The sequence below is a fragment of the Nocardioides sp. CF8 genome, from assembly GCF_000389985.1.
GTDB lineage: Bacteria > Actinomycetota > Actinomycetes > Propionibacteriales > Nocardioidaceae > Nocardioides > Nocardioides allogilvus.
On sequence record NZ_CM001852.1, the window covers coordinates 2511872 to 2527540 of the forward strand.

Consider the following 15669-nt stretch of genomic DNA (forward strand, 5'->3'; position numbering starts at 1 on the left):
CCCCTTCGCCTTCGCGTGCTCGCTTCGCGAGTCCGCGCGCTCAGACATTGCGCCGGTACTGCCCGCCCACCTCGAAGAACGCCTCGGTGACCTGCTGCAGCGAGCACACCCGTGCGGCGTCCATCAGCACGGCGAAGACGTTGTCGCCGTTGACCGCGGCCTCCTTGAGGCGCGCGAGCGCCTCGGCCGCCTCGTCGGCGTGCGCGGACTGGAAGGCGCGGACCCGCGAGAGCTGCGACTCCTTCTCGGCCTCGGTGGCGCGGGCGAGCTCGACCTCGGGCGGGGAGACATCGGAGTCGGGCTTCACGAACGTGTTGACGCCGACGATCGGCAGCGAGCCGTCGTGCTTGCGGTGCTCGTAGAGCATCGACTCGTCCTGGATGCGACCACGCTGGTAGCCGGTCTCCATGGCGCCCAGCACGCCGCCGCGCTCGTTGATGGAGTCGAACTCGGCCAGCACCGCCTTCTCGACCAGGTCGGTGAGCTCGTCGATGATGAAGGAGCCCTGGAGCGGGTTCTCGTTCATCGCGAGGCCCCACTCGCGGTTGATGATCAGCTGGATCGCCAGGGCCCGGCGCACGGATTCCTCGGTGGGCGTGGTGACGGCCTCGTCGTAGGCGTTGGTGTGCAGCGAGTTGGCGTTGTCGTAGATCGCGATCAGGGCCTGCAGCGTGGTGCGGATGTCGTTGAAGTCCATCTCCTGCGCGTGCAGCGAGCGGCCGCTCGTCTGCACGTGGTACTTCAGCTTCTGCGAGCGCTCGTTGGCGCCGTACTTCTCCTTCATCGTGACCGCCCAGATGCGGCGGGCGACGCGACCGATGACGCTGTACTCGGGGTCCATGCCGTTGGAGAAGAAGAAGGACAGGTTGGGCGCGAAGTCGTCGATGTCCATGCCGCGCGCGAGGTAGGACTCGACGTAGGTGAAGCCGTTGGACAGCGTGAAGGCGAGCTGGCTGATCGGGTTCGCCCCGGCCTCGGCGATGTGATAGCCGGAGATCGACACGGAGTAGAAGTTCTGGACCTCGTTGTCGATGAAGTACTGCTGGATGTCGCCCATCATCCGCAGCGAGAACTCGGTGGAGAACAGCGCGGTGTTCTGGCCCTGGTCCTCCTTGAGGATGTCGGCCTGCACCGTGCCGCGCACCTGCTTGAGCGCGTCGGCGGCGGAGATGCCGCGCTCGGCGGCCTGGTCGATGGCGGTGTTGAGGAAGAAGGCCAGCACCGTCGGCGCCGGGCCGTTGATGGTCAGCGACACCGACGTCGAGGGCGCGATCAGGTCGAAGCCGTCGAACAGGACCTTCATGTCGTCGAGCGTCGCGACGGAGACGCCCGAGGTGCCGACCTTGCCGTAGACGTCGGGACGCGGGTCGGGGTCGCGGCCGTAGAGCGTGACCGAGTCGAAGGCGGTCGACAGGCGCGTGGCCTCGCCCTCGTGGCTGAGGATCTTGAAGCGGCGGTTGGTGCGCGCCGGGTCACCCTCGCCGGCGAACATCCGGGCCGGGTCCTCGCCGTCGCGCTTGAACACGAAGACACCGGCGGTGTAGGGGAAGTAGCCCGGGAGGTTCTCGTTGCGCCAGAACTTCACCAGCTCGCCGTGGTCGGTGAACCGGGGGAGGGCGACGCGGGGGATCTTGTTGCCGGACAGCGACTCGCGGGTCAGCTTGGTGTGGATCTCCTTGCCGCGTACGACGACGACCTGCTCGTCTCCGGAGTAGGACTGCACGACAGCGGGCCACGCGGCGATCTGGTCGCTGACCTCGTGCGGCAGCTGGCGCTGGGCGGACTCGAGCAGGTCCTCCACGCCGCTGGTGTCCTTGTCGGCGGACACCAGCTCGCCCTGCACGATGTCGAGCCGCTGCACCCGACGCGCTGCCTCGGCGAGGCGGTCGGTCTGTGCGTGGTAGCCGCGCACGGTCTCGGTGATCTCGGCGAGGTAGCGCACGCGATCGGTCGGGACGACCTGGCGGATTCCGGACGAGTGGCGTACGTCGACGTGCGGGAGGGTCCCCTCCCCGATCGGCAGCCCGCTGGCCCCGAGGGTGTCGCGCAGGTGCTGGTAGAGCGCCGTGACGCCGTCGTCGTTGAAGGTGGCCGCGCTGGTGCCGAAGACCGGCATCTCGTGGGGCTGCTTGCCGAAGGCGCCACGGTTGCGGACCAGCTGCCGACCGACGTCACGCAGCGCGTCCTTGGCGCCACGGCGCTCGAACTTGTTGATCGCGACGGTGTCGGCGAAGTCGAGCATGTCGATCTTCTCGAGCTGCGAGGCGGCGCCGAACTCCGGCGTCATGACGTAGAGGGAGTGGTCGACGAAGGGCACGATCGCCGCGTCACCCTGGCCGATGCCGGGTGTCTCGACGATCACCAGGTCGAAGCCGGCGGCCTTCATCACCGCGATGACGGTGTCGAGGTGCTCGGGGACCTCGTGGGCGCCACGGGTGGCGAGCGAGCGGAAGAAGATCCGGTCGCCGTCGAGCGAGTTGGCGCGGATGCGGTCACCCAGGAGGGCGCCCCCACCCTTGCGGCGCGTCGGGTCGACCGCGATCACGGCGACGCGGAGCTTGTCCTGCTGGTCGACGCGGAAGCGCCGCACGAGCTCATCGGTCAGCGACGACTTGCCCGAGCCGCCGGTGCCGGTGATGCCGAGCACGGGGGCGGTGTGGGCGGCAGCCGCCTGGTTGATGCGGGCGAGCATGTCGTCGCTCAGCTGGCCGGTCTCGGCGCCGGTCAGCGCGCGCGCGATGGCGTGCCGGTCGCCGGCCAGGACACCGTCGATGTCGGCGGGCGCGGTCTGCCACGGGTCGAAGTCGCAGTCGGCGACGACCGAGTTGATCATCCCGACGAGGCCCATCCGCTGGCCGTCCTCGGGGGAGAAGATGATGACCCCGGACTCGCGGAGACGTTTGATCTCGGCTGGCACGATGACGCCGCCACCACCGCCGACGACCTTCACGTGGTCGGCACCGGCCGCCTTCAGCGACTCGACGAGGTACTCGAAGTACTCGACATGGCCGCCCTGGTAGGACGACACAGCGATGCCCTGGGCGTCCTCCTCGAGCGCCGCGTCGACGACCTCCTGGACGGAGCGGTTGTGACCGAGGTGGATCACCTCGCAGCCCTGGCTCATGAAGATCCGCCGCATGATGTTGATCGAGGCGTCGTGCCCGTCGAACAGGGCTGACGCCGTGACGAGGCGGACCGGGTGCTGGGGCTGGTGGAGCTCGACCATGAGGATCCTTGCGAGAGTAGTTGGATGTCCTACTACCGCAATAGTAGGACATCCAACTAACTACTGTGAAGTAGCCGACGCCGTCACGTGGTCGCCGGCAGCCTCACGCAGCTCGCCGAGCAGATCGGTGAGCTGCAGGACCCCCGCGGTGGGGAGTCCGGGCTGCTCGAACACCTGGGTGTTGAGGCCGAGGGTGGCGCGGTCGACGACGTCGCGACCTGCGTCGGTCAGGGAGGCCAGGATCACGCGACGGTCGTCGTCGCGGCGCAGGCGTTCGACGTAGCCCTGCTTGACCAGTCGCTCGACCGCGCTGGTGACGCTGGTGGGGTGCACCTGGAGCAGGGACCCGAGCCGGGTCATCGGCATCGCGCCGGACTGGGCGAAGGACAGCAGGCGCAGCACCTCGTAGCGGGCGAAGGTCAGCTCGAGCGGGCGCAGGACCGCGTCGATGCGCTCCATCAGCAGCTGCTGCACGCGCACGATCGAGGTGACCATCGCCATGCCGTCGGCAGCGTCGTCCCAGCCGTGCCGGATCCACTGGCCGCGCGCCTCGTGGATCGGGTCCCTGTCTCGTGCCATGCGAACAGGCTACGGGAGATTCCTAGGACGTCCTAGGAACTGCCTTCGCGCCGAGCGGGCGCGTCAGAACTTCTGGTCGATCAACCCGGAGTCCACGTTGTAGAGGAACCCGCCGATGGCGACCGACTCGGGGATCAGCGGGTGCGAGCGCACCATCTGGACGTCCTCCTGCAGGGCCGCCACCTGGTCGGAGATGACGTGGAACTGCTGCCAGGAGGCGTCGACGCCCGCCGACCTGCCGACCTTGACGCGCAGGTCGGCCTCGGTGTTGGAGGCCATCGCGCACTTGGTGTGGGGCACGATCAGGATGCGGTTGACCCCGAGCAGGTGGACGCCGAGGACGAGCGCCTCAAGCGCCGCGCTGGTCACGCGGCCGCCGGGGTTGCGGAAGATCTTGGCATCGCCGTGGTGGAGGCCGAGCATACGCAGTGGGTCGATCCGGCTGTCCATGCACGTGACGATGGCGACGCCCGCATGGGCAACACCGTCGAAGTCGCCGAGCTCGAAGCTCTCCGCGAACTCCTGGTTGGCAGTGATCAGGTCGCTGAAGTCGTCCACGATCGCGAGATTAGCCGAGGTCAGGAGTCGGGATGTGCGAGGGCCACAGTGTGGACGCCTCGCCCGGGTCGAGCACCGTCGCGCGCACCGACGACGCGATGCGATAGGGCTGGGCCTCCAGCAGGGAGCCGAGCGCACGCCGCAGCCGCGACATCTCCGCCCGCACGGTGACGACCCGCGTCTCGTCGGCGAACAGGTCCTCGGCGAGCTGGGCGGCCGTGCGCCCCTGCGGCGAGCGGATGAGCGCCAACAGGATCTGGGTGTGCCGCGGGCTCGGGTGGTGCTGCCACGAGTGGCTGGCGGAGCTGACCCGCAGCTCCGGTCGTCCGCGCAGGTCCAGCACCAGCTCGGTGGCCTCGAGGTCGTCGTTGCCGAGGCGCAGCAGCCACCCTCCCGGCAGTGGCTGGACCGTCACGGCGCCCAGGGCGGGCAGCCAGGTCGACCCTGACGACAGGTCGCGGGGCAGCACCAGCCGGTCGGGGGCCGTGAAACCGGTGACCGCGGCGACGTGTCCACCCGGGTCGACCGCCAGTGCGCGCCCACCGACGCGAGCCACGACGGGAGCGGCATAGGCGCGGAGCCGTTCGAGTGCGATGGCGTGGTCGGTGCGGAGCTCTGCCTCGGCCAGGCGCGCGGTCACGCCGACGAGGGCGAGCACGGATCGGCGTACGGCGAAGCCCGGGCCGCTGATGTCCACCGCGCCCAGGCTCTCGCCCGACCACGGGTCACGGACGGGCGCAGCGGCGCAGCTCCAGCGGGTGTGGGACTGGACGTAGTGCTCCGGGCCCTGGATGTGTACGGGCTGGCCGAGCACCAGGCAGGTGCCGATGGCGTTGGTGCCGACATTGGCCTCGGTCCACGCGGACCCGGGCACGAAGCCGAGCCCGTCAGCCAGGCGGCGTACGCCCGAGCCGCCCCGACGCCACAGCACGCGCCCATCGGTGTCGGTCACCACGACCAGCAGGCCGTCGTCGACGGCGGGCGACAGGGAGCCGGTGATGCCCGGCAGCAGCGGCACCATGGCGCTGGTGCTGCGGCGGGACTCGACCTCGCTCTCCGTCAGGGGAGCGACGGCGGGCTCGGCGCCCGGCGCGAGCCCGCTGGCCCGGACCCGGCGCCACGACGCGCTGATCTCGGGACGAACCTCCTGGGGCGATCCATCGCCCGACAGCACCCGCTCACGGGCGCGCCATGGCTCGAGCTGGTCGCCCATGGCACCTCCGATCCCTTGCAACCCGGCTGCAACCCTCCCGCCGATGCTACGTCTCGGTGTGTCGTGGGTCACGTCGGAAGGAGACATCATGACCGAGACCCTCGACGCCCCCGTCGTCACCTCAGAGCAGGACCCGAGCGCCACCGCCACCGCGTGGCTCGACAGCTTCGAGGCGGCCCTGGCCGCCCGGGACGTGCCCGCCGCGGCCGCGCTGTTCGCCACCGAGTCCTACTGGCGAGACCTGGTGTCCTTCACCTGGAACATCACGACCGTGGAGGGGAGGGAGGGGATCACCGACCTCCTGCAGAGCACCCTCGCCGGCACCGATCCCTCCGGTTTCACGCTGGAGGAGCCCGCGGACGAGGCGGACGGGGTGATCACCGCCTGGATTCTGTTCGAGACGGGGGCCGGCCGGGGCCGCGGGCTGCTGCGGCTGGTCGAGGAGGACGGTGAGCGCAAGGCCTTCACCTTCCTGACCACGCTCTACGAGCTCAAGGGCTTCGAGGAGCCGAAGAACGAGCACCGGCCCCGCGGGGCCGAGCACGGCGCCGACAAGCAGCGCCAGACCTGGCTCGAGCGCAGGCAGGCCGAGGCCGAGAGCCTCGGCAGCACCACCCAGCCCTACGTGCTGGTCATCGGCGGCGGGCAGGGCGGGATCGCGCTCGGAGCCCGCCTGCGCCAGCTCGGCGTGCCCAGCCTGGTGATCGACAAGCATCCGCGACCTGGCGACCAGTGGCGCAACCGCTACAAGTCGCTGTGCCTGCACGACCCGGTCTGGTACGACCACCTTCCCTACCTGAAGTTCCCGGACAACTGGCCGGTCTTCGCGCCCAAGGACAAGATCGGCGACTGGCTCGAGTCCTACACGAAGATCATGGAGGTGCCCTACTGGTCGAGCACGACGGCGACCAGCGCCACCTGGTCCGAGGAGACCGGGGAGTGGACCGTCGAGGTCGAGCGGGAGGGCAAGCCGCTCACCTTGCGCCCGACGCAGCTGGTGTTCGCCACCGGGATGTCCGGCAAGCCCAACGTCCCTGACGTGCCGGGCACGGACGTCTTCGAGGGCGACCTGCACCACTCCTCGGCGCACCCCGGGCCGGATCCCTACCGGGGCAAGAAGGTCGTGGTGATCGGGAGCAACAACTCCGCCTTCGACATCTGCGGCGCACTGTGGGAGAACGACGTCGACGTCACGATGGTGCAGCGCAGCTCGACGCACATCGTCAAGAGCGACAGCCTGATGGAGATCGGGCTCGGTGACCTCTACTCCGAGCGGGCGGTCGCTGCGGGTGTCACGACGGAGAAGGCGGACCTGATCTTCGCGTCCCTGCCCTACCGGATCCTGCACACCTTCCAGATCCCGGCCTACGAGGCGATGGCGGAGAAGGACAAGGACTTCTACGAGCGGCTGGAGGCGGCCGGCTTCGAGCACGACTGGGGCGACGACGGCTCCGGCCTGTTCATGAAGTACCTGCGCCGCGGCTCGGGCTACTACATCGACGTCGGTGCCGCCGACCTCGTCGCCAACGGCGACGTGAAGCTGGTCCGCGGCCAGATCGACCACCTCACCGCGAACGAGGTGGTGCTGGCCGACGGCACCGAGCTGCCCGCCGACGTCGTCGTGTTCGCCACCGGCTACGGATCCATGAACGGCTGGGTGGCCGACCTGATCGACCAGGAGACCGCCGACCGGCTCGGCAAGGTGTGGGGCCTCGGCTCGGACACGACCAAGGACCCGGGGCCGTGGGAGGGCGAGCAGCGCAACATGTGGAAGCCCACCCAGATCGAGAACCTCTGGATGCACGGCGGCAACCTGCACCAGTCGCGGCACTACTCGCTCTACCTCGCGCTCCAGCTCAAGGCGAGGTTCGAGGGCATCGACACCCCGGTGCACGCATTGCAGGAGGTGCACCACACGGGCTGAGGCCCGCGGCAGGTCTCAGTGGATCGACAGGGCGTCCCTCGTGGAGAGGGGCGTCGCTGTCGCCGTACGGAACAGGACGAGGGCCAGGACGGCGGCGACGACCGCGCAGACGGCAGCGCCGTAGAACACGGTGTGCTCCTGGGCGATGCCGGCGACCCGGAGCAGGTCGGAGAACTCCTTGCAGCGGGTCTTGCCGTCGCAGACCTCGCGCACGGGCGGGATGACACCCTGCTCGGAGTAGTAGCGGCGCAGGCCGATCGTGGTGAGCGCGGAGATGCCGACGAGCATGCCGACCATCCGCGAGACCACGACGAAGGCGCTCGCGACGCCGTGCACGTCGTCGTCGGTGAAGGCGAGCAGGGCGGCGTTGACGGGGGCGAGGGCCAGCCCGAAGCCGAGCCCGCCGGTGATCAGCCCGAGGTTGGCGATCGGCTCCTCGACGGTCGTCAGCCCCCACTGCGCCATCAGCACGAAGCCGGCCGCGGCCAGCAGCATGCCGGCGGCGGTGACCACGCCGGGGGAGAGGCGTCGGATGAGGTAGCCGCCGATCACGGCCCCGACGGGCAGTGCGACGAGGAAACGCACGAGCACCAGCGCGGCGGCGAGCTGGGAGTCGGGATAGACCGTGGTGCGCGCGAAGAGCGGGATGTCGATCAGGGCAGCGATCAGCGCGGCCCCGATGAAGAAGCTGACCAGCAGCGCTCCCCACGCGGGGGTACGCCGCAGCGCACCGCGCGGAAGCAGGGGTGCCGCGGCCCGGCGCAGGTGCGCGACGAACAGCACGCTCGCAACCGCCGACCCGAGCAGGAACCACCAGCCGCGGTCGGAGAACACCTGGATCTTCGGATCGGCCGTCGCGAAGGCGAGGATCACGCCCGCGAGCGCGACCGCCAGCAGCAGGGCGCCGACCAGGTCGGCCTCGACGAGGCTGGCGCCCCAGCGGCGCAGGTCGAGCAGCGGCCGCTTCGCGACGAGGCAGCGCGCGACGAGCAGGAGCGCGGCACCGATCGCGATCAGGCCGATCGGGGTCAGCCAGCGACCGGACCCGACGTAGGGGATGAAGAGCTGACCCCACGTGAGGTCGCGCAGGAGCTCGGCGGGGCGGACGAAGACGAGGGCTCCGGCGACCAGGGTCGCCACGAGGAGGAGTGCGCCGAGGAGGTCGGGGCGTTTCACCTTGGTTTCGACACGGCGCTGGCGCGCCTGCTCAACCAGCGGTGAGTCGGCCGGCAGCTCAGCCAGCGGCGAGGCGATGGAGCGCAGGGCGGCCGCCAGCAGCAGGCCCACCGCGAGGTTGATCAGGAAGATCGCCCGCCAGTCGGCGAAGGCCAGCACCACCGCACCGAAGAGCGGGCCGATGACCGAGCCGATCTCCTGCACGGCCGAGACGATGCCGAGCGGGACGCCGCGGCGCTCCTTGGGATAGAGGTCGGCGACGAGTGCCAGCGTCGCCGGCACCAGCCCGCCACCACCGACGCCCTGGAGGAACCTGCCGATCACCATCGAGGGCATGTCGTAGGCCAGCGCGGTGACGAGCGAGCCCAGCGCGAAGAGCACGAGCGAGAAGACCAGCACCGGCACGCGACCGCGGAGGTCGGCGATCCTGCCGATGAGCGGGAGCATGGCGACGTACCCCAGCAGGAAGCCGGAGATGATCGGCGCTGCTCGCTGGAGCTGGTCGATCGGGACGCCGACGCTCGTCATCATGTCCGGCAGCGCCAGCACGACGACATAGGTGTCGGCGGCGGCGAAGGCGACCGCGACGGCCGCGAGGCTCAGCAGCGCCCGGGTCGGAGCCGACCCGGTCACCTCGCTCACGGGGCGACGATGTCCTTGCTCGTGCCGTAGTCGGCGAAGTCGACGGTGTAGGTCATCGCATCGCTCTTGGCGTAGAACACCCCGGTCAGGACGGCCTGGCGGAGCTCGCCGTCGTCGGAGACGAGGTATTCCGCCTCGAAGGTGTCACCCGACGAGCTGGGGATGACCTTCTTCATCGCGTCGCCCGGGACCGTGCCGGTGTAGGTGGTGAGGACCTCGGAGTTGTCGGCTCCGCCGCGGACGCTCTCGCCCTCCTCGAGGTCGGTGGTGACACCGAGCAGGGAGGCGAAGCCGGTCTCGGAGTTGACGAGCTGGGCCGGGTCGGGCGCGCCGTAGTCGCCGGGGTCGACGTCCTGCCAGCCCTCTGTGAACGGGATCTGGGCGTAGACGGTGCCGTCGACGGCCACCACCGGCACGTCGACGCTCTGGCCGGAGATGACCACGGTGATGGTGCCCTCGAAGGCGGGTGCGTTGGTGGCCACACCGGCGGCCCTGGTGATGCCGGTGACGCCCGCGGGCAGGTCCTCGGTCGACAGCGTGAGGTCGACGCCGCTCGTCTCACCGAGGGTGGTCGCGGCCGCGGCCAGCACCTCCTCGGGCGACGTGTCCTCGGAGGCCTTCTGCTCACCGTCACCGGTGCACGAGGTCAGGGCGAGAGCGGCGAGGAGGGACAGCGCAGCGGCGCGAGCAATCATGCGTTCAGCCTTGCACATCAGGCCCCGTCAGCAGGGGCACTCGCGACCGCGTCCACCGTCCGGTCCTTCAGGAGTACGGCGACCGGCCCTGCGACAGCGGCGATGGCCTGCGACCCCGGGATGCCCGAGCCGTCGCGGCGACCGGTCGCGGCCGGAAGCTCGATCGGTGCGCCGCTGGCAGCGGCTGCGCGCGCGGGCGCGGAGCCGGCCCAGGCGGTGACGAGGGTGTCCTCGCCCTTGAGGAAGCGGTGGCAGCGCACACCACCGGTGGCGCGGCCCTTGGCGGGGTACTCGCTGAACGGCGTCACCTTGACCGCGCCGGCCTCGGTGCCCGGCAGGGCGGTCGAGGCACCGGAGGCGGTCACGACGACGGAGTCCTCCGCGTCGACCACACCGAACCAGGCCACCCGCTCGCCGGGCGTCAGCCGGACCCCGGCGATGCCGCCCCCGGAGCGACCCTGCGGGCGCACGCCGTCGGCACCGAAGTGCAGCAGCTGGGCATCGGTGGTGATGAAGCACAGCGTCTCGTCGCCGGTGGTCAGCTCGATGGCACCGACGACCTCGTCGTCGTCCTTGAGCGAGATGACGTCCCAGTCGTCCTTGCCGAGCACCTCGGGGTTGACCCGCTTGACCACGCCGTCGCGGGTGCCGAGCGCGAGTCCGGGCCCCTCGGTCGCCAGGGACGTGAGGGCGAGCGCACGCTCGCCGCTGTCCAGTGAGAGCACCTCGCTGAGCGGCAGCCCGCCCTGGAGGTTGGGGTCGTTGGCGGAGTCGGGGAGGCCGGGCATGTCCAGCACGCCGACCTTGATCAGCCGACCGCGCGACGTCAGCACGCCCACCTCGCCCCGGACCGTGGTGCGCACCGCGGAGGTGATGACGTCGTGGTTGGCCCGGGACTCGCCCTGTCCGGGCAGGGTCGCGTTCGCCGTTCGCGCGACGAGGCCGCTGGAGGACAGGAAGACGAAGCACGGGTCGTCGGCCACCTCGAGGCTCGCGGCGGTGACCGTGGTGCCGGCGGAGGCGAGCAGGACGGTACGGCGCGGGGTGCCGTAGGTCTTGGCGACCTCGGCCAGCTCGTCGGAGACGACCTTCCGCAGCAGCTTCTCGTCGTTGATGATCGCGTCGAGCTGCTCGATCTCGCGCTCGAGCTCGGCCTTCTCCTTGTCCAGCTCGAGCCGGGAGAACTTCGTCAGCCGGCGCAGCGGCATGTCCAGGATCCAGTCGGCCTGGATCTGGCTCAGCTCGAAGATGTCGATCAACCGCTCCTTGGCCTGCGACGCGTTATCGGAGGAGCGGATGACCTGGATGACCTCGTCGATGTCGAGGATCGCGATGAGCAGTCCCTCGACCAGGTGCAGCCGGTCGGCGGCCTTGGTGCGGCGGAACACCGAGCGGCGGCGTACGACGTCGAAGCGGTGCTGGAGGAAGACCTCCAGCAGCTCCTTGAGCCCGAGCGTGCGCGGCTGGCCGTCGACGAGCGCGACGGTGTTGATGCCGAAGGAGTCCTCCATCGGCGTCATCTTGTAGAGCTGCTCGAGCAGCGCCTCGGGGACGAAGCCGTTCTTCACCTCGATGACCAGGCGCAGCCCGTGGCTGCGGTCGGTGAGGTCCTTGAGGTCGGCGATGCCCTGGATCTTCTTGGACAGCACGAGCGCCTTGATCCGCTCGATCACCCGCTCGGTGCCGACGCCGTAGGGGAGCTCGGTCACGACGATGCCCTTGCGGCGCGGCGTCACGGACTCGATCCGGGCGGTGGCGCGCATCTTGAAGGTGCCGCGCCCGGTCTCGTAGGCGTCGCGGACGCCGTCGAGGCCGACGATCTTGCCGCCGGTCGGCAGGTCGGGGCCGGGGATGAAGCGCATCAGGTCGTCGAGGCCGGCCTTGGGGTGGGTGATGAGGTGGCGCAGCGCCTGCACGACCTCGACCAGGTTGTGCGGCGCGATGTTGGTCGCCATGCCGACCGCGATGCCGGTCGTGCCGTTGACGATGAGGTTGGGGATGGCCGCGGGCAGGACCGTCGGCTCGGTCTCGCGCGAGTCGTAGTTGGGCTTGAAATCGACCGTGTCCTCGTCGATCGAGGCGGTCATCGCCACCGCGGAGGGCAGCATCCGGCACTCGGTGTAGCGCATGGCGGCGGGGGAGTCGTCGGGCGAGCCGAAGTTTCCGTGGCCGTCGATGAACGGCACCCGCATCGACCACGGCTGGGCCAGGCGCACGAGCGCGTCGTAGATGGCGTTGTCGCCGTGGGGGTGCAGCTTGCCCATCACCTCGCCGACGACGCGGGCGCTCTTGACGTGGCCCCGGTCGGGCCGCAGGTTCATCTCGTCCATCGTGTAGAGGATCCGCCGCTGGACGGGCTTGAGCCCGTCGCGGGCGTCGGGCAGGGCGCGCGAGTAGATGACGCTGTAGGCGTACTCGAGGAACGAGGCGCGCATCTCGTCACCGACGTCGATGTCGAGGATGTGCTCCTCGAAGTCGTCGGGGAGTGGTTGCTTGGTGGTACGTCGAGCCATGCGGGCATTGTCCCGGTCCGCGAGTCGTTCCGTGACTGGGGCACGCCGGTGGGCTGTCGGTATCAACGCAGGTTGACCCCGCGTCCGTGGCCGCACGGCGTCCCGTCACCGGGAATCACTGCGGACGGGTCATCCGGGACGCCGCGGCGGTGGTGGCGGATATGCCCGTATTCGTCCCCCAGGAGGTACGGCTTGCGGGACGTCCAGACTTCGCAGAATCCCGGAACGAGCAAAGTCGTGAATCGGCAGGCACGGTGCGGTCCAGGGCCTGGATCTGAGACTTCTCATCGACGCAGAGCACGATCGCGGACCCGCGGTATCAGTGAGTTCCAGCGTCATTCGGTGACCCTTGGATCCCTTTCTCAAGGCGGTAGCGCCGGTTCGAATCCGGTCGGGGGTACAGCACCACGAAGGGCCCGGTCAGCAGACCGGGCCCTTCGTCGTCCTCAGACCACGAGGCAGAACGGGTGGCCCGCTGGGTCGGCAAGCACGTACAGGGGGGCGTCCGTCACGTCGGTCCGGTCGTGGAGCAGGCGGGCTCCCAGGGCGATGGCGCGGTCGCGGTGCCGTTCCAGCTCGATGACGTCACGCACTGCGAAGTCCATGGGCATCTGCATGGGGACCGCCTCGGAGGGCCACGTCGGGGGGACGGTGTCGTCCTTGCGCTGGATGGTCACGACCCGGCGACCCGCCTCGTCGAGCAGGACGATCCACGTGGGCGCGTCGTGGCTCCCGTCGACGGGCGGCAGGTCGCGGTCCCGGTAGTGCAGCCCGAGCAGCTCACGGTAGAACTCGGCCAGGGCTCGCGGGTCGCGAGCGTCGATCGCCGTGTGGACCAGGGTGGGGTAGGCGGAGTCAGTCACCGGTGGGGATCCGGTCGACGATCTGGATCAGGTTGCCGCAGGTGTCGTCGAAGACGGCGACGGATCCCACGCCGATGGCTGTCGGCGGCTGCGTGAACACCACTCCCAGTCGGGACAGCCGCTCGTGCTCGGCGGCGACGTCGTCGACGGCGAGCTGCGCGAGCGGGATGCCGTCGCTGACGAGAGCGTCGCGGTACGGCTTGACCGCCGGGTGGTCCGCGGGCTCCAGCAGGAGCTCGGGCCCCTCGGTGTCGTCAGGTGACACCACGGTCAGCCAGGAGTTGTCTCCCAGCGGGACGTCGTGCTTCGTGATGAATCCCAGGATGTCCGTGTAGAACGCCAACGCCGCGCGCTGGTCGTCGACGTAGATGCTGGTGAGGCGGATCTTCATGGCGGTTTCTCCTCGGTGAGGGGCCAGCGTCGGGCGATGGCCGCGAGCGGTTCACGGTTGAAGTGGTGCACCTTGGTGCGGCCGCGTCGTTCACTGGCGACCAGGCCGGCATCCTCGAGCACCGCGAGGTGTTGCGAGATCGCCTGACGCGAGGACCCCACGCCGTGGCGGGTGGTGAGCATGGTGCAGATCTCGAACAGGGTCTGACCGTCCCGCTCGGCCAGTCCGTCGAGGATGAGCCGGCGAGTCTCATCGTCGAGCGCCCTGAACACGTCGACCATGTCTGGACTATAGGCAAGTGAACACTTGCCTGTCAATGGTCGCGTGGTGGTGTGCCGGCTCAGGAGGAGCCGGGCGGAGCGGGAGCGCGCGACAGCAGCAGCGTGGCCCGCGGGCCCGTGGGCGTCGCGTCGACCTCGACGCGACCGTCATGGGCGAGGGCGACGGCCTCCGCGAGCGCCAGGCCGAGACCGGTGGGGACCGACCGGAAGGCCTCGACGTTGTCCGAGCCTACGGCGCACTCTGCTGCGCGCTGCTATCACGACACCTCTTACTGCACCCGATGCGATCTGCTCGTCGGCCTCGGCGACCTGCACGTGACCGCGGTCGAGTACGACCACGACGTCGGACTGCTCACCGTTGGCGTTGAGTCGACGCGTGCGCCGATGGGCTGCACGACCTGTGGCGTGATCGCGCACAGCCACGGTCGCAGCGACGTCACGCTGGTCGACGCACCGTGCTTCGACCGGCCGGTGAGGTTGGTGTGGCGCAAGCGGACCTGGCGCTGCGAAGAGACTGCCTGCGCCACGAGGGTCTTCACTGAGCAAGACGAGCAGGTGGCCCGGCCGCGAGCGTTGCTGACCACGCGGGCATGCTGGTGGGCGATCAACCAGATGCGTCGCGAGCACGCCTCGATCAGCGGGATTGCACGCCAGCTCGGCACGACGTGGAACACCGTGTGGACCTCGATCCGCCCGCTGTTGCAGGAGATGGCTGACGACGAGACACGGTTCGGCGGCGTGAAGCGCCCCAGCGTCGATGAGCACGTGTGGCACCACGTCAGCGAGTTCCCGATCGCCGACGGCGGTCGTGGGCCGAAGCTGCTGACCGGGATGGTCGACCTCACCCCCCGACAAGGACGGCCACGCCCGCTGAGGAGGGCGTCTGCCGACCTCCTGCCGTTGACGGAGCTTGCGGGCGTGACAGCCTCCGCTCGTGTGGGCGCTCACCCAGCCGACTCGGGCACGGGATGCCGTCCGTGCCGGATGCGCTACGGTGCGATCCATCCATTGGATCCATCGAACGGTGGCGAGCATGAGCGGTCTGAGTCTCGGAATGCCCGGGGTCGACGCTGTGAGTTCGGGAACTCATTTCTGCGCGCTCTACTCGGGTCCGGCCGAGCGCGACCGGTTGTTGTACCCCTTCCTCGAGGAGGGGCTGAGGCACGGCGACAAGTGTTTGTGCCTGATCGACGACGTCGAGCCGGCGCTGGTCCGGGAGCGCGTCGTCGGGCAGCCCGGCGCCGACTACTCGCGACGCTCGGCGCAGCTCGACGTTGAACGCTCGTCGGACGCATACCTCCGCTCGGGGGAGTTCAGCGTCGAGGCCATGGTGAGCTTCCTGTCCGGCAGCGTGGACAAGGCGATCGCCGACAACTTCGACCTCATCAGAGCCGCCGGCGAGATGTCGTGGGTGCTGCCCGGCGTTCCGGGCTGGGACGACCTGTTCGTCTACGAGTCGTCCCTCAACCGCATGGTCGAGGAGATGCCCGCCATCCTCATCTGTCTCTACGACCTCCAGAAGTTCGGGGCGAGGATGCTCGTCCAAGTGCTCAAGACGCACCCCAAGGTCCTGCTAGATGTACCCGGCCAGGACGTTGGTAGCAGCGT

Annotated in this window: 12 protein-coding genes and 1 pseudogene; 3 read left to right on the plus strand and 10 right to left on the minus strand. The window is 69.6% G+C overall.

The genetic code is table 11. The features are described from left to right. Positions 1–40 precede the first annotated feature (40 nt). From icmF to CF8_RS12230, 4 genes are all read right to left on the minus strand, one after another. Positions 41–3226, minus strand: coding sequence for a fused isobutyryl-CoA mutase/GTPase IcmF (gene icmF / locus CF8_RS12215; RefSeq protein WP_010833423.1), 3186 nt, complete (start codon positions 3224–3226; stop codon positions 41–43). Positions 3227–3286: 60 nt separating this feature from the next. Continuing rightward, positions 3287–3805 carry a MarR family winged helix-turn-helix transcriptional regulator gene (locus tag CF8_RS12220; RefSeq protein ID WP_010833424.1) on the minus strand — a complete coding sequence of 173 codons (519 nt, stop codon included), beginning with the start codon at positions 3803–3805 and terminating at the stop codon, positions 3287–3289. Positions 3806–3868: 63 nt separating this feature from the next. Next, the gene (locus CF8_RS12225) at positions 3869–4363 is read right to left on the minus strand and encodes a beta-class carbonic anhydrase (protein ID WP_010833425.1); all 495 of its coding nucleotides are present in this window, start codon (positions 4361–4363) and stop codon (positions 3869–3871) included. A 10-nt stretch (positions 4364–4373) separates the two neighbouring features. Continuing rightward, the gene (locus CF8_RS12230; RefSeq protein ID WP_010833426.1) at positions 4374–5576 is read right to left on the minus strand and encodes a GAF domain-containing protein; all 1203 of its coding nucleotides are present in this window, start codon (positions 5574–5576) and stop codon (positions 4374–4376) included. Positions 5577–5664: 88 nt separating this feature from the next. Here CF8_RS12230 and CF8_RS12235 point away from each other — a divergent pair, with 88 nt between their 5' ends. Continuing rightward, positions 5665–7500 (plus strand): flavin-containing monooxygenase, encoded by a 1836-nt coding sequence (locus tag CF8_RS12235; RefSeq protein ID WP_036490892.1) that lies wholly within the window; start codon positions 5665–5667, stop codon positions 7498–7500. A gap of 15 nt (positions 7501–7515) precedes the next feature. Here CF8_RS12235 and CF8_RS12240 read toward each other — a convergent pair whose 3' ends face one another. From CF8_RS12240 to CF8_RS12265, 6 genes are all read right to left on the minus strand, one after another. Beyond that, complete coding sequence (locus tag CF8_RS12240; RefSeq protein ID WP_010833428.1) at positions 7516–9318, minus strand: MFS transporter; 1803 nt, start codon at positions 9316–9318, stop codon at positions 7516–7518. Continuing rightward, positions 9315–10013 (minus strand): LppX_LprAFG lipoprotein, encoded by a 699-nt coding sequence (locus CF8_RS12245; RefSeq protein WP_198016842.1) that lies wholly within the window; start codon positions 10011–10013, stop codon positions 9315–9317. The genes CF8_RS12240 and CF8_RS12245 overlap by 4 nt, the downstream gene beginning before the upstream one ends. A 17-nt stretch (positions 10014–10030) precedes the next feature. Beyond that, positions 10031–12526 (minus strand): DNA gyrase/topoisomerase IV subunit A, encoded by a 2496-nt coding sequence (locus tag CF8_RS12250; protein ID WP_010833430.1) that lies wholly within the window; start codon positions 12524–12526, stop codon positions 10031–10033. 446 nt (positions 12527–12972) lie between these two features. After that, on the minus strand, positions 12973–13389 hold the full coding sequence (locus CF8_RS12255; RefSeq protein WP_010833431.1) for a VOC family protein: 417 nt from the start codon (positions 13387–13389) through the stop codon (positions 12973–12975). Further along, positions 13382–13780, minus strand: a complete 399-nt coding sequence (locus CF8_RS12260) for a VOC family protein (RefSeq protein WP_010833432.1) — start codon at positions 13778–13780, stop codon at positions 13382–13384. The genes CF8_RS12255 and CF8_RS12260 overlap by 8 nt, the downstream gene beginning before the upstream one ends. Beyond that, positions 13777–14061 (minus strand): ArsR/SmtB family transcription factor, encoded by a 285-nt coding sequence (locus CF8_RS12265; protein WP_010833433.1) that lies wholly within the window; start codon positions 14059–14061, stop codon positions 13777–13779. Before CF8_RS12265 ends, CF8_RS12260 begins: the two co-directional genes overlap by 4 nt. Before the next feature lie 384 nt (positions 14062–14445). Between CF8_RS12265 and CF8_RS23690 the strand changes: the two are divergent. Then, a pseudogene (locus CF8_RS23690) lies at positions 14446–14730 on the plus strand (hypothetical protein); the annotation flags it as partial. 364 nt (positions 14731–15094) lie between these two features. After that, positions 15095–15669, plus strand: a 575-nt coding sequence (locus tag CF8_RS23185; protein ID WP_232211501.1) for an MEDS domain-containing protein, incomplete at its 3' end; no start/stop codon positions are given.

Excerpts from the sequence above, each read along its gene's own strand:
- icmF (WP_010833423.1), bottom strand. The coding sequence starts at position 3,226 with ATGGTCGAGCTCCACCAGCCCCAGCACCCGGTCCGCCTCGTCACGGCG.
- CF8_RS12220 (WP_010833424.1), bottom strand. The coding sequence starts at position 3,805 with ATGGCACGAGACAGGGACCCGATCCACGAGGCGCGCGGCCAGTGGATC.
- CF8_RS12230 (WP_010833426.1), bottom strand. The coding sequence starts at position 5,576 with ATGGGCGACCAGCTCGAGCCATGGCGCGCCCGTGAGCGGGTGCTGTCG.
- CF8_RS12235 (WP_036490892.1), top strand. The coding sequence starts at position 5,665 with ATGACCGAGACCCTCGACGCCCCCGTCGTCACCTCAGAGCAGGACCCG.
- CF8_RS12245 (WP_198016842.1), bottom strand. The coding sequence starts at position 10,013 with ATGATTGCTCGCGCCGCTGCGCTGTCCCTCCTCGCCGCTCTCGCCCTG.
- CF8_RS12250 (WP_010833430.1), bottom strand. The coding sequence starts at position 12,526 with ATGGCTCGACGTACCACCAAGCAACCACTCCCCGACGACTTCGAGGAG.
- CF8_RS12260 (WP_010833432.1), bottom strand. The coding sequence starts at position 13,780 with ATGAAGATCCGCCTCACCAGCATCTACGTCGACGACCAGCGCGCGGCG.
- CF8_RS12265 (WP_010833433.1), bottom strand. The coding sequence starts at position 14,061 with ATGGTCGACGTGTTCAGGGCGCTCGACGATGAGACTCGCCGGCTCATC.